Origin of the sequence: Pseudomonas putida NBRC 14164, assembly GCF_000412675.1 — a bacterium.
GTDB classification, from domain to species: domain Bacteria; phylum Pseudomonadota; class Gammaproteobacteria; order Pseudomonadales; family Pseudomonadaceae; genus Aquipseudomonas; species Aquipseudomonas putida.
Genome location: NC_021505.1, coordinates 3,791,774 through 3,805,064, shown reverse-complemented (window position 1 = coordinate 3,805,064; position 13,291 = coordinate 3,791,774). Strand labels below are relative to the sequence as shown.

The 13,291-nt window shown below is 64.8% G+C and carries 10 protein-coding genes and 1 pseudogene; 1 reads left to right on the top strand and 10 read right to left on the bottom strand.

Annotated elements, in window-relative coordinates; all coding sequences use genetic code 11:
- Nucleotides 1-25: 25 nt before the first annotated feature.
- Complete coding sequence (locus PP4_RS16790; protein ID WP_041168084.1) at nucleotides 26-889, bottom strand: sensor domain-containing diguanylate cyclase; 864 nt, start codon at nucleotides 887-889, stop codon at nucleotides 26-28.
- A gap of 147 nt (nucleotides 890-1,036) precedes the next feature.
- Here PP4_RS16790 and PP4_RS29870 point away from each other — a divergent pair.
- Nucleotides 1,037-1,626 (top strand): annotated as a pseudogene (locus PP4_RS29870) (hypothetical protein); the annotation flags it as partial.
- 57 nt (nucleotides 1,627-1,683) lie between these two features.
- Here the strand turns inward: PP4_RS29870 and PP4_RS16775 are convergent.
- From PP4_RS16775 to PP4_RS16735, 9 genes are all read right to left on the bottom strand, one after another.
- A complete protein-coding gene (locus PP4_RS16775) occupies nucleotides 1,684-1,980 on the bottom strand; it encodes a chorismate mutase (RefSeq protein WP_016500394.1) in 297 nt (98 codons plus the stop codon).
- 179 nt (nucleotides 1,981-2,159) lie between these two features.
- Nucleotides 2,160-2,945 (bottom strand): ABC transporter ATP-binding protein, encoded by a 786-nt coding sequence (locus tag PP4_RS16770; RefSeq protein WP_016500393.1) that lies wholly within the window; start codon nucleotides 2,943-2,945, stop codon nucleotides 2,160-2,162.
- Nucleotides 2,946-2,956: 11 nt separating this feature from the next.
- Complete coding sequence (locus PP4_RS16765; protein WP_016500392.1) at nucleotides 2,957-3,712, bottom strand: ABC transporter permease; 756 nt, start codon at nucleotides 3,710-3,712, stop codon at nucleotides 2,957-2,959.
- 10 nt (nucleotides 3,713-3,722) lie between these two features.
- Nucleotides 3,723-4,475: an ABC transporter permease gene (locus PP4_RS16760; RefSeq protein WP_016500391.1), complete on the bottom strand. Its 753-nt coding sequence runs from the start codon at nucleotides 4,473-4,475 to the stop codon at nucleotides 3,723-3,725.
- A gap of 258 nt (nucleotides 4,476-4,733) precedes the next feature.
- The gene (locus PP4_RS16755; RefSeq protein ID WP_016500390.1) at nucleotides 4,734-7,181 is read right to left on the bottom strand and encodes a TonB-dependent receptor plug domain-containing protein; all 2,448 of its coding nucleotides are present in this window, start codon (nucleotides 7,179-7,181) and stop codon (nucleotides 4,734-4,736) included.
- Between the two features lie 140 nt (nucleotides 7,182-7,321).
- Nucleotides 7,322-9,565 (bottom strand): TonB-dependent receptor, encoded by a 2,244-nt coding sequence (locus PP4_RS16750; protein WP_016500389.1) that lies wholly within the window; start codon nucleotides 9,563-9,565, stop codon nucleotides 7,322-7,324.
- Nucleotides 9,566-9,770: 205 nt separating this feature from the next.
- Nucleotides 9,771-10,829, bottom strand: coding sequence for an ABC transporter substrate-binding protein (locus PP4_RS16745; protein ID WP_016500388.1), 1,059 nt, complete (start codon nucleotides 10,827-10,829; stop codon nucleotides 9,771-9,773).
- A complete protein-coding gene (locus PP4_RS16740; RefSeq protein ID WP_016500387.1) occupies nucleotides 10,826-11,890 on the bottom strand; it encodes an ABC transporter substrate-binding protein in 1,065 nt (354 codons plus the stop codon). The genes PP4_RS16745 and PP4_RS16740 overlap by 4 nt, the downstream gene beginning before the upstream one ends.
- A gap of 18 nt (nucleotides 11,891-11,908) precedes the next feature.
- The gene (locus tag PP4_RS16735) at nucleotides 11,909-13,060 is read right to left on the bottom strand and encodes an LLM class flavin-dependent oxidoreductase (RefSeq protein WP_016500386.1); all 1,152 of its coding nucleotides are present in this window, start codon (nucleotides 13,058-13,060) and stop codon (nucleotides 11,909-11,911) included.
- Nucleotides 13,061-13,291: the final 231 nt, after the last annotated feature.

Here is a 13,291-nt window from a genome sequence, read left to right as displayed (position 1 = left end):
CGGTGGTTGAACGTGTGCTGTATCGTTACCCGGTCGCCGTGTGTTTTCGCTTGACCCGGTACATATCCCCATCGGCATGACGCAGCAGCATGTCGGCATCGTTGCCATCCTCAGGGAAGCGCGCCACGCCGATGCTGCAGGACGGCGTGTCGATGCCGGACAACTCCATACCGAGCGGCTCGGCCATGACCGCCAAAATGCGGGCTACCTGCTCGGCAATGGCCACTGGCGAGGGGCAATCGTTCAACAGCACGGTGAACTCGTCACCGCCCATGCGCGCCACCGTGTCGGTTGCGCGTACGCAGCCTTCCAGCCGCCGCGCAAGCGTGCACAGCACCCGATCACCCACAGCATGCCCGTGCACATCGTTGATTTCCTTGAAGTCATTGATATCCAGAAACAGCAACCCCAGCGTGCCATCGTGCTGCCGCGCTGTGGCAAGGGCACTGTCCAGCCGTTCATTGAACATGGCCCGGTTGGCCAGCCGGGTCAGCGGGTCGTGATGGGCAAGGAAGCGCAGTTCCTCTTCAGCCTGGCGCAGGGCCGTCACATCCCGCGCCACACCGATGCGCGCTTGAGCCTCTTCGGACCAGCTGGCTGCCCACAGGATGTGCACGATACCGCCATCCTTGCGCACATAGCGGTTACGGAAATCGTAATGGGGCTGACCGTTCATCACCCGCACAATCGACGCGCGCGTGGCCGCCAGGTCGTCGGGGTGCATGTAGTCGGTGATCGGCGTGCCGATCATTTCGCAGGGCTTGTAACCCAGCAGGGCCTCGCAGGCATCGCTGACGAAGGCGATCTGGTTGTCCCTGTCTACCACGAACACGGTGTCCAGCATCAGGTGGATCAACCTGGGGTACAAGGCTTGAAGGTCTACGGGCATGGGCAGGACGTCCGCGGCAAGGTGACCGATCATAGCGCGAAGAAATGCGTCGCATCTATCGTAGACTTGTGGTCCTGACACTGATGATCGCGCCCACCTCGGTACTCTGCAGGAGCAGCCTTGTGCTGCGAAGAGGCCCTTATGTTCCTCGGCATTGAGCACGTCCGATTTGGTGCTGGTGCCGCCTTCCTTGAAGCCTTTGCGGGTCGAAATCAGCGAACGCTCGTTGGAGTCCACGGCCTTTTCCAGCGCTTGGCGCAAGGCGCCGCTCTGTACGCCGCGGTACTCGCGGGAGGTGCCGGAAATTACCTCCTGACGGGTAGCATCCAGACCCACTGGGCGAAAACGGCGAGCAGGTGGTGTTCCGCGACAGCCCGCTGACGGCTGGCCCGGACACTAACTACATCCGCTATGCCGGTGCCGAGCACATCGTGCTGGGCGGCACCAGCGAGGGCAACGACACGATGATGGCCACTGACGGCAATGACGTGTTCCAGTTCGCGGCCGGTTTCGGCAACGACCGGATCATCAACTTCGATGCCATTGCGGCGGGTGGCCAGGACCGGCTGGATATCACCGCCCTGAACATCACCGCAGCGACCTTCGCCGCCAGCGTCACCATCGCCGATGTTGGCGCTGATACGCTGGTTCACATCGGCGCTGCCGACTCCATCCGCCTGGCGGGGGTGGCGGATGCGACCACGGTGACTATAGCGGACTTCATCCTGGCAGGTTGAGCACCTGAGGAACAGGCCGTTGCCTTGAAATACAGGGGCTGCGCAGCAGCCCCTGGCTTACTTGCCGGCCAACCCCGCATGCACCTGCAACTCTTCATCGATAAACGCCGCAATCATTGCCCTGTAAACCCGCTCCACCACCTCCGGTGAGGCGCCCGTCTCCACGGCGATACCCCGCACTTTGGCAATCACCTGCTCGACTCGCGCGGGCGCGCGAACGTCGTCGCTGGTTTTCTTGAAGGCGGCCGCCTGTGCCACCAGATGCCCGCGTTGAGCGAGCAGGGCAACCAGGCGCTGGTCAATGTGATCAATGCGTGTGCGAACATCTTCGATCGATGTGCAGCGTACGTCCATGTGTGAAGCTCCTATGGTCTACCTTGTTTTTCAGAAGTCGTAGCGCAAATCCAGCATCGCAGTGCGTGGCACACCATAATGCCCGTAGATGCCCGCCGTGCCAGCATAGTATTTTTCATCGAACAGATTGTTCATGTTCAGTGTTGCAGCCCCCGTCAATCGTTCAGTTCACCGCTTTTTCAATGCCCCACCAGCTCCCCCAGCAACCGCTGCTTGTACCCCTGCAACACCTGGCTGTCCCGCTGTCGCGGGTGTGGCAGATCAATGCGCAAGTCCTCGCGAATCCGCCCAGGGTGCGCGTCCATCACGATCACCCGGTCGCCCAGGTACAGCGCTTCCTCGATGTCATGGGTCACCATGATTACCGTGCAACGCTCCTGCACCCAGATGCGCTGCAACTCCTGCTGCAACCGTACCCGGGTCAGGGCGTCCAGTGCGCCGAGCGGTTCGTCCAGCAACAACACCTTGGGCTTGTTCACCAGCGCCCGGGCAATTGCCGCGCGCTGGGCCATGCCGCCGGACAGCTGGTGCGGGTAGGCCTGCTCGTAACCACTCAGGCCTACCAGTTCGATGTGCTCGGCCACCAACCTGTTTTTCTCGGCTGCGGGTAACGCATGGTTTTTCAAGGCCAAGGCAATGTTCTGCTGCAGGGTCATCCACGGGAACAGACGATGGTCCTGGAACACGATACCGCGCTCCAGGCCCGGCCCGCGCACGGGTTGCCGGTCCAGCAGGATCTGGCCCTGGTAGTCCTGGTCGAGGCCGACGATCAGCCGCAGCAGGGTAGACTTGCCACAGCCGCTGGCGCCGAGAATGCTGACGAATTCGCCCGGGCGGATATCCAGATCGATTCCTTCGAGCACTGGCACATGCTTGCCCTTGAGCGGGTACGCCTTGTTCAGGCCGCGAATGGTCAGCGCGCCGGTGCTGGCGGTGGTGGGTAAAACGTGGGCGATGGCGTTCATGGTCGGGCCTTTCAATGGTTGGTGCGCCAGCGCAGCAGGCGGCGGGTGAGCAGGGTGCACAGCCAGGACATCAGGTAGCCAGTCAGGCCGATGCACAGCACGCAGACCACGATGATCTCCATGCGCGCCGCAGCTTCGGCGTTCATCATCAGGCTGCCAAGGCCGGCCCCGGCAGACAGGAACAGCTCGCTGCCCACCGAGGTTACCCAGGCGAAGGCCAAGGCTTGCAGTACCCCGGCGGCAATGCCGGGCAGTGCGGCGGGCAACAGGATCAGCCAAAGCTGCTGCCAGCGGCCGAGCATCAGCACCCGTGCCGCTTCGCGGTGCTGGCCGGCGACCTGGCGCAGGCTCTCGAAGGTGTTGAGCACCATCGGGTACAACGCTGCCAGGCTGACGATCAGCAGCTTGGCGCCTTCGCCGTTACCCAGCCACAAGGCGATCAGCGGGATCCAGCCCAGCATCGGCACCTGGCGCAAGGCATGGAACAGCGGCGCGATCAGGCGGTTGGCGGGGGAGGACAGGGCCATCAACGCACCCAGCCCGACACCGCCGACAATGCCGATGGCAAGGCCGCTGCAGGTACGTAACAGGCTCGCCCACAGGTTGACCAGCAGTTCGCCGCTGCCCAGCAGTTCGGCCAATGCTGTGCCCACCTGCGCCAGTGGGACGAAGGCGTAGGCCCCGGCTGCACCTTGGCGCGAGGCATACTCCCAGGCGCCGAGCAGCAACAGCGGCAGTACCAGGCCACGCAAATCAAGTCGTTTCATCACAGCCTCCTCAGTGGCTTTGCCAGGCGGACAGGCGTCGTTCCACGCGGCGCAGGGTGAAGTCCAGGCTGAAGCCGATAAGCCCGGTCAATACAACGCCGACCATCACTACATCGATGCGCAGCATCTGCCGGCCCATCTCGATCATCTGCCCCAGGCCGCTGTCGGCCGCCAGCAGCTCGCAAGCCACCAGCACTACCCAGGCGCGGGTCAGGGCCACGCGGATACCGGTGACGATCGCCGGCACCGCGGCGGGCAGGGCAATCCGCCCCACCAGCGTGGGCCAGCGCAGGCGGTAAACCGCCGCCACTTCGAAATGGCTGCGAGGGATCGCGCGGATACCTTCGCAGGTGGCCAGTGCCACCGGGAAAAACGCAGTCTTGGCGACGATGATCACCTTGAAGGTTTCATCCACCCCAAACAGCAGCACGAACATCGGGATCAACGCGATGCTGGGCACTTGGCGCAGGGTGTGGAACAGCGGGGCGCAGTAGGCCTCCACGGTCTTCGACAAGGCCAGCGCCGCGCCGAAACCAAGGCCGGCCAGTGCGCCGCCGGTAAAGCCCAGGGCCAGTCGCGACAGGCTGCCGGCCAAGTGCTCTTGCAACTCGCCGGTGGCCAGCAGGTCGGTGAGGCTGTGCCACACCTCCAGCGGCGGGATAAGCAGGTTGGCCGGGAATAGCCCGGCATAGGCCACCACGGCCCAGCAGATAAGCAGGGCCAGGGGGGAGATGAACCAGGAAAGACGAGAAAGCACGCGCATGGCTGGCCTTGGGAAAGCAGAGGGTAGAGCTGTATCGCAAGAGCTGTGCCAGGGGGCGCAAGCCCCGGATTGCGGGGCTGGAAGGTGAGGGTGATGCTTGAGCAGCAGCGAGGTGCTGCTAGAGCAGCAGTCAGTCAGCAGCATCGGTGCTGGATTCTTCGCGTGCATGCCCGCTCCCACAGGATGGCACCCGTCTGCGAACCTGTGCAGGACCTGTGGGAGCGGGCAAGCCCGCGAAGAAGGCAACCCGGTTTCAGCTTAGAAGTCGTAACTCACGCTGGTGTAGTAGAACGCCCCCTGCGCGCCTTCCGGGCTGGTGATGGAGTACTTGGGCACGCCATACAGCTGTGCACCTTCCAGCTTGTCCGGGTGGCTGTCGAACAGATTGATCGCGCCCGCCGACAAGGTCAGGCCCAGGTCGAAACGGTACGACACGTCCAGGTCGGTCACCCATTGCGGGCTGAAGGTCTGGTCCAGCGTCGGGTTGGCGGCGTTGCGGTTCTTCCATTCCCCATACCGGCGCTGGGCGACGGTGACGCTCCAGCCGTCATACAGCCAGTTGGCACTGAGGGTCAGCTTGTCTTCGGGGGTGCCGTCTTCGATCAGCCCCTGGGTGTTGCGGCCGATGATCTGGCTGCCAGGGATGCCGCCCACATCATCCAGCCCGGTTATACGGGTGTTGTTGCGCGCGTAGCCACCGTTGAAGTCCACGCGCCCCCAGCGGCCTGCATCCAGCTGGTAATGGCCGGCCAATTCGAAGCCATCGGTGCGTGTGTCGGCAATGTTGGTGTAGAACGCCGCGCTCTGGATGTTGGCGTAAGGGGTACCGGCGAAGATCGGACCCACCACCGATGCAGGCAATTGGTCGGACAGGGTGATGCGGTTGTCGATGTCGATACGGTAGGCGTCGAGTGTGACCGAGGCGTTGGGCAATGGCCGCCAGACCAGGCCCACGGAGAAGTTGGTCGATTCTTCAGGTTTCAGCGCCTTGCCGCCAAGCAGGGCCGCTTCCGGGCTGTCGGCACGCAGGGTGCGCTGCTGCACCTCGACCCAGTTGCCACTGCCTGGGGGCTGTTCCACCACCTGTACGCTAAACGACGACAACCCGCTCTGCACCAGCGAAGGCGCACGGTAGCCGGTACTGGCGCTGGCGCGCGCGGCAATCTGCGGGGTGAAGTCGTAGCGCAACGACAACTTGCCATTGGTGGTGTCGCCGAAGTCCGAATAGTGCTCGCTGCGCACGGCCACGCCGGCCTGCAACTTTTCGCTCAGCTGGGCTTCGACATCAAAGTAGGCACCGATCACGCGGCGGTCCAGCGACACGGCATCGACCTGGGTGATGCCCGAGTAGTAGCCGGGTATGCGCCTGCCGGAGAGAGGGTCGATGGTGTTGAACAGCGGCCCGTTCGACCAGCCGGCGGCGTCGCCTTCGCTGAGGTCGTAGTTTTCCTGGCGCCAGGCCAGCCCGGCGGAAACGGTCAGCGGCTTGAACAGCCAGTCGTTGGCGAAGTCGCGGGTCCAGTCCAGGGACAGGTTGGTCTGGTCGGCTTCGCGGCGACCGGTGTAGATGGTCGACGGGCTGGCGGTGCCCCAGCTGGGGTTGATGGCGTCGCGGTCGGTGGAGTCGACGCGGTTATTGCCGTAGTTCAGCGCCAGGTCGAATTTGCCCAGGGCCTGGTCCTCGAAGCGCAGGCCACCGGTGACGGCAAAGTCTTCCAGGCCGTAGCGGGTGACCGGTAGGCGGCCGTCCGGGTAGCGCGCCAGGGCTACGCTGCCGTAGTTGTTGCGCAACGTGGTGGGCGGGTCGAAGAAGTTCTCGGCATCCGTGTTCTTGTGCGCATAGGTGGCAAAACCGTAGGCACTCAGCCCCTCGCTCAAACCCATTTCGGCATTGGCGGTAAAGTTGTACTGGTCCGAGACATTGCCCGAACCCCAGCGCCAGTTGCGGTAACGGTTGTTCTGCTCGCGCGCGGTGTCAATGCTGGTGGAGCCGGGGTAGAACAGGCGGTTGTCGTCGCGGGTGTCGCTGGCGGGGTCCTGGCTGCCGGCGTCGAAGGCCAGGGTCAGGAAGCCGTCGTTGGGCAAGGCAAAGCCCTTCCAGCCGCTGAGCTTGCGTTGCAGGCCGTCGCCTTTCTTGTAGCCGCCGAAGCGGTAGCCGGCGTTACCACCCTCGTCGCGCTCCTTGAGCACGATGTTGATCACCCCGGCAATGGCGTCCGAGCCGTACTGGGCGGCTGCGCCATCGCGCAGGATTTCCACCCGTTCGATGGCCGACAGCGGGATCAGGCTGAGGTCCACGGCCGCCGCGCCACGGGCGTTGACCAAGCCCTGGCGGGTGACGTTGGCGCTGGTGTGGCGGCGCTTGCCGTTGACCAGCACCAGCACCTGGTCGGAGGCCAGGCCGCGCAGCGAGGCGCCCTGGGCAATCGAACCGGCAAAGGCGCCCTGAGGCGACTGGGGGAAGCTGAACGAAGGCGAAAGCGCAGTGAGTGCCGCGGACAGGTCGCTGGCGCCGGTTTCCTGGAGTTTTTCACCGCTCAGCACATCGACCGGCGCGGCGCTTTGCAGGGCGGTGACGTCGCTGCGGTGGGTGCCGACCACGACCACGGTGTCGAGGCGGTCGGCGGGTTCGGCAGCGAATGCGGGCATGGCGAGGCCGGCGATGGCCAAAGCGATGGCGCTGGCCAAGGGAGTGTGGTGGGGCATGGGGTGTTCCTGCTGAATGATGTCTTGGCAGTGCTGGCCCTATCGCCGGCAAGCCAGCTCCCACAGGTCCCTACAGGTTTCAGGCCCTGTGCTGTAGCTGTGGGAGCTGGCTTGCCGGCGATAAGGCCCGAAAGGGCAACCTAGAACCGGCTGGTAACGCTGAGCCCGACGGTGCGCGGGTCGCCGTAGGTGATCACGTACTGCCCGGCGGTACCGTTGGGCCGGCCGTGCACCTGGTAGCGGCGGTCGGTGAGGTTGTTGACGAAACCGGTCACGCTCAGCTTGTCGTCGTGGCTGAACCAGCTCAGGCGGGCGTTGGCCAATGTGTAGTGGGGCTGGCTGAGGGTTTCGTCGGCGCTGCTCTGGCGGTCGGCCAGGAAGTACTCCTTGTCACGGAAGCTCACGTCGCCCCCTGCCACCAGCTTGCCGCCCACTTCCAGCGGAATGGTGTAGTCGGCACCCAGCGACACCACGTTGCGCGGCGAACGCACGAAGCTGTTGCCGCTGTAGTCGCCGGTTACCACGCCAGTGGTGGGGTTGGTGTTCTTGAAGTCGGTGTATTCGGTGTCAAGGAATGACACCGCCGCGCGCAGGTGCAGGCGCTCGGTCGGCTGGCCTTCGATCTCCAGCTCCGCACCCTTGACCTTGCCCTTGGCGCCGTTGGTCAGTGCGGTGGTGAGCACGCCATTGTTCACCGTCAGCAGGTTCACCTGGATGTCGGAGTAGTCGTAGTAGAAGAGGTTGGCGTTGACGGTCAGGCGGCGGTCGAACCACTCCGACTTCAGCCCCAGCTCATAGGCATCCAGCTCTTCCGGGTCGACCGTGGTCAGCTGCGCCAGGCTGGTCGACAGCCCGGTGTTGAAACCGCCCGAGCGGAAACCGTGGGCGTAGCGGAAGAACACCCGCAGGTTGTCGTTGATGCGGTACTCGGGCGTCAGGTCGTAGGTCCAGGCTTCCCAGGTCTTGTCTTCCTGGCGATTGCCGTTGGTGCCCACGCCACCCAGCGGGACCAGCGGGCCGTTGGCGGTGGCGCGGGTCAGTTGCACCAGGTCCAGGTCGATGTCCTTTTTCTCCTGCGTCCAGCGCAGGCCGCCAGTGACGCTGAAGTCGTCGGTGAAGTCGTAGGTCAGGTTGCCAAACAGCGCGTAGCTGTCGGTGCGGTGGTCGAAGCCCATGTCGCGGAACGCCGTGGTACCCACCTGGTTCGAGCCGGTGCCGTTGGGCGTCGGCCCGGGGGTGACCACCCGCTGTGCCGAGCTGTCGAGGTCTTCGTGGAAGTAGTGCGCACCCAGCAGCCAGTGCAGCGGGCGGTCTTCCGGCGAGGCCAGGCGCAGCTCCTGCGACCATTGGCGGTAGCTGTTGTCGGTGATCGACGCGCCGTTGACCTCGTAGGGGGTGTAGTCGGCGTCGCTGGTGGAGCGGTTGCGGATGTAGTCGTAGGCGCTGATCGAGGTCAGCGTGTAGTCGCCCAGGTAGTAGTTGAACGTCAGCGAGGCGCCGTCGTGGTCCAGGCGGTAGTCTTCGTTGACGTTCAGCGAGATGTCGCGGCCATGCGGGCGTTCGTAGCCGACGTTGTAGTAGCGGCCCACGGGCAGCGAACCATTGCTGCCGTCGCCCTTGAACTGGCGGCTGTGGACCTTGAGCAGGGCGTCCAGGTCGGGGTTGAGCTGGGCCAGGAACTGCAGGCGGATGGCTTTCTTGTTCACATCGCCATAGGTGTTGCCGTCGAAGTCGTTGTTCTGGAAGCCGTCACGCTCCTCGGAATACAGCGCCACTCGCCCGGCCAGCTTTTCGTCCACCAGCGCGCCGCCGATGGCGCCGGTGACGATGCGTTCGTTCTTGCTGCCAAAGCCGACGGTGCCATAACCGTCGGTGTCGAAGGTGGGCTTCTTCGAGATCACGTTCACTGCGCCGGCAGTGGTGTTCTTGCCATACAGGGTGCCTTGGGGCCCACGCAGTATTTCGATGCGCTCCAGGTCAAACAGCGGCCCACCGCCTGCGATGGGGGCGTTGAGGTAGACGTCATCGGCGTAGATGCCCACCGGGAAGACCGTTGCCGCGCCGGTGTCGCCGGTGCCCAGGCCGCGGATGTACCAACGCGGGCGGCCGTCGCCGTCGGGGTTCTTGGCCGAGGCGTTGGGCACGAAGGTGGTGATGTCGCCCATCGAGCGCACGCCATCGGCGGTGATGCTGGTGCCTTTGATGGCCGACACGGCCACCGGGACTTCCTGCAACGTCTGCTCGCGGTGCTGGGCGGTGACCGTGACGGTTTCCAGGGCCGGTTCGGTTTTATTGTCTTCGTTGGCGGCGATGGACTGGCTGCCGGTGCCGGCCAGCAGAAGCGCCAGGCTGATCTGGCGGGCCAGTGGATTGAGTTGGTGCATGGTGGATCTCCCCGTATGTAAAGCGTTATTGGGGAGAGCTAGAGCAGGGACTGTGCCATGTTGTTAAGCTATTGAAATGTATCGTGTTTATTAGAGTTTTGAGAGGGTGTTGCAGATTGGGCAGCAGTGGGGTGCTGGGCGGGTGCTGCTGGGGCAGCAGTGGTGGGGCTGAGATTGTTGGGGCTGCGCAGCAGCCCCAAAAATCTCAAACCGCCAACCGCGAAGTCGAACCGATCACACTCTCCAGCACGCGAAAATCAATCCACTCCCGCACATCGAAACGCCGTGGAATGAACCCCCACCTGAACAGGAACTCGGTAAAGTCCTGCAGCGCCTCGATCGAGCGGCTGTCCAGGGTAGTACGCAAGCGCCGGTGCGCATCATCGCCATAGGCCGCTGCCACCCAGTACTCGCTGGTGTTCAGTTCGCGCGCCAAAAAGCGCCGCGTCTCCTCCGGGTTGGCCCAGGCCCATTGCTCGGTGCGCAGCACCGTGTCGACCAGCGTACGGCTGGCATCGAAGTGGTTTTCCAGCAAATGCCGGTCCACGGTCAGCGTGCGTGGGGTGCCATTGTTGCTGCGGATCAGCGGGTCGGGGTGGCTGCCGGTATCGACCACCACGCGCAGGCCGAACTCATGGGCCAGGTGCACCGCGTGCGCACCCTTCAGGAAGATGGCGTCGATATCGCCCCGCAGCAGGCCGATCAGCTCATTGTTGCGGCGGCTGAAGCGGCTGGTGTCCAGGCTCACTTCAGCGCCGTACAGGTGCTGCTTGGCGTCGTCGCTGTAGGTGCCGCCGTAGGGGTAGTCGACCAGCTCCACATCGGCCACCGCCAGGCCTTCGAGCTTCAGGGCGTTTTCCAGCCCGCGCAGGGCCTGGGCACGGGTGAAGTCGATCTGTACGTTGGCCCACTTGGGTATGCCGAAACGGCGGTTCTTCAGGTCGCGAATGCTGCGTACGCCGCTTTCTTCGGTGGTGAGGATCAACTGCACCTCATCACTCCACGACAGCCCCAGCACGCGGGTCTCGACGCCGCTGGCGTAGGCCCAGATGGCCGGGATGTTACCGCCGTGGCGCACCGAGTTCCGCAGGTGATGGTCGTAGTGGGCTTCGCGCACCTCGCGTTCGCTGGACTCGCGCAGCGACTGGATATTGGTGCCAAACGGCGTAAAGGCCTCGGCCAGCCGCCCCGACTGCACGGCGATGCCGAGGCCGGTGGGCACGGGGCTGTGGGTGTACCAGAGCGTTTCCAGGGGCTTGGTCATGGGGTAACGGGTTTCCTGTCCATTTGGAGGGGGGCCAGCAGTTGGTCCAGTGGTTGGCGAGTGATCCAGTCGCGCACCTCGAAGCGCGCCGGGATGAAGCGCCAGCGCTTGAGGAACTCGACAAAGTCCTGCAAGGCATCGATGGCCTGTTCGTCCAGGCGCGTGCTCAGGCGCAGGTGGGCGTCGGTGCCGTAAGCCACTTGCACCCAGTACTCGCTGCTGTTGGTTTCCCGCGCCAGGTAGCGGCGGGTTTCGTCGGGGTGCTGGTGGGCCCAGCGTTCGGCGCGCAGCACCGAGCCGAGCAGGGTGCGCACCACCTGCGGGTGCTGCGCCAGCAGGTGGCTGTCTACCGCCAGGGTGCGTGGCGTGCCGTTGTTGCTGCGGATCAGCGGGTCGGGGTGGCTGCCGGTGTCGATCACCGTGTGCAGGGCAAAGGCGTGGGCCAGTTGCACGGCGCTGGCGCCCTTGAGGAAGATTGCATCGACCTCGCCGCGCAGCAGGCCGGCCAGCTCCAGGTTGCGGCCTTCGCTCTGGGTGCTGGACACCGGTGTGCCGGCCACGTTGCGCACTGGGCGGTCGCTGAAGGTGCCGTCGTAGCGGTAGTTGACCAGGTCCACGTCGCCCACTTGCAAGCCTGCCAGCTTGAGGGCGTTTTCCAGCCCGCGCAGGGCTTGCGCGCGGGTTAAGTCGATCTGTGCGGCGGCCCAGTCGGGCAGGCCGAAGCGGCGGCCCTTGAGGTCTTTCACGGTGTGAATGCCGCTGTCTGGCCGGGTCAGGATCAACTGCGCCTCATCGGCCCACGACAGGCCGATCACGCGGGTGTCCCGGCCCTGGGCGCGGGCCCAGATGGCCGGGATGCTGCCGCCGTGGCGTACCGAATTGAGCAGGCTGTGGTCGAAGTGCGATTCGCGCACGGCCTGCTGGTCGGCTTCACGCAGGGACTGCACCTGGGTGCCGAGGCCGGCCAGGTCTTCCTGCAGCCAGCCTTGCTGCACGGCGATGCCCAGGCCGGTGGGCACCGGACAGCGGGTGTACCACAGGGTATCGAGGGGTTGGCTCATGTTCAGCTCCGTTCGGCTTCAGGCACTGGCCTGCAAAGGGGTGGTGGTGGCCGCCTGCTGCACCAGCGGCAACACTTCCTGGCCGATGCGCAGGGCCTCTTCCAGGTGCGGGTTGGCGGCGAGGATGAAGGTGCTGAAACCGGCATCGCGGTATTCAGCCAGGCGTTCGGCGATATTGTGATGGCTGCCCACCAAACCCACGGTGGGGCCGGGCTTGGCCTTGGCGAAGCCGGCCCACAGGTTGCGCGCCAGGATCAGTTCGTCGAAGCCCTGCAAGCCTTGGTGATAGGCCGCCTGGCGTGCACCGCCGACAGAGTCCGAGCCGGTCACGAAGCCCTTGGCGCTGGCGCTGGCCTTGCCTTCCAGGCGCTCGAACTGCTGGCGCAGCTCGCGCCAGGCTTGTTCTTCGGTCTCGCGGGCGAACAGGTCGACACGCAGGCCGAAACGCACGGTGCGCCCCTGCTTGTCGGCCAACTCGCGCACGCGTTCGATATGCGGCTTGAGCTTATCGATGGGCTCGGCCCAGTTCAGGTACACATCGGCGTGGCGCGCGGCCACGTCCAGTGCGGCATCGGAAAACCCGGAGAAGTACACGCCCGGTTTGCGTTCGTGTTGCAGGCCCGGCGGCAGGCTGCCGTTCTCCAGGCGGTAGATATCGCCTTCGTAGGAGAACTTTTCCTGTGTCCACAGGCCCTGGATCACGTCGAGGAATTCGCCGGTGCGCTTGTAGCGCAAGTCATGCTCCAGGAAGTCGCCATTGGCCCGTTGGCTGGTCGGGTTGCCGCCGGTGATGATGTTCCAGTCCAGCCGGCCACCGCTGAGGTTCTGCAGGATTGCCGCCTGCTGGGCGGCGTAGGCGGGCAGGGTCCAGGTGGCCTGGAAGGCGATCAGGAAGCGGATGCGCCGGGTTTCGCGGGCCAGCGCGGCGGCGGCTATCCACGGCTCCGGGCCGGTGGGCAGCAACGCACCTTCGAACCCGGCCAGCTCGGCGGCCTTGGCGACCTGGGCGATGTAGTCGATGTAGGTGAAGCCATCGGCCTGGCCATCGGGCAGGCGGCCGGGGGCGATGTTGCCTGGGCGGTGCGCGGGGTTGCCGCGGTTGTGGCGGTCGGTGGACAGCTGTGGGCCATCGGTGCCCAAGGGCAGGCGCCAGAAGAATTCGGTGGTCATGGGGGCTCCTGAAGGGGGAGGTTGTGCGTATAGGGACGGTGGTGCAACGGCTGTGCCATGCGTGGCGCGTGGCCTGTAGGGCGGGGGTTTGAGGAGTAGACGGGGAGAGGGCTGCTGCTGTGGCAGCAGTGCGGCAGCAATGGATGCTGGGGTAGCAGCATGAACAGGCCCGGCCTCTTCGCGGGTCAACCCGCTCCCACAGGTACCTCACAGGTAATCGAATGCTGTGGT

Excerpts from the sequence above, each read along its gene's own strand:
- PP4_RS16775 (WP_016500394.1), bottom strand. The coding sequence starts at position 1,980 with ATGGACGTACGCTGCACATCGATCGAAGATGTTCGCACACGCATTGAT.
- PP4_RS16740 (WP_016500387.1), bottom strand. The coding sequence starts at position 11,890 with ATGAGCCAACCCCTCGATACCCTGTGGTACACCCGCTGTCCGGTGCCC.
- PP4_RS16735 (WP_016500386.1), bottom strand. The coding sequence starts at position 13,060 with ATGACCACCGAATTCTTCTGGCGCCTGCCCTTGGGCACCGATGGCCCA.
- PP4_RS16760 (WP_016500391.1), bottom strand. The coding sequence starts at position 4,475 with ATGCGCGTGCTTTCTCGTCTTTCCTGGTTCATCTCCCCCCTGGCCCTG.
- PP4_RS16790 (WP_041168084.1), bottom strand. The coding sequence starts at position 889 with ATGCCCGTAGACCTTCAAGCCTTGTACCCCAGGTTGATCCACCTGATG.
- PP4_RS16755 (WP_016500390.1), bottom strand. The coding sequence starts at position 7,181 with ATGCCCCACCACACTCCCTTGGCCAGCGCCATCGCTTTGGCCATCGCC.
- PP4_RS16765 (WP_016500392.1), bottom strand. The coding sequence starts at position 3,712 with ATGAAACGACTTGATTTGCGTGGCCTGGTACTGCCGCTGTTGCTGCTC.
- PP4_RS16745 (WP_016500388.1), bottom strand. The coding sequence starts at position 10,829 with ATGACCAAGCCCCTGGAAACGCTCTGGTACACCCACAGCCCCGTGCCC.
- PP4_RS16770 (WP_016500393.1), bottom strand. The coding sequence starts at position 2,945 with ATGAACGCCATCGCCCACGTTTTACCCACCACCGCCAGCACCGGCGCG.
- PP4_RS16750 (WP_016500389.1), bottom strand. The coding sequence starts at position 9,565 with ATGCACCAACTCAATCCACTGGCCCGCCAGATCAGCCTGGCGCTTCTG.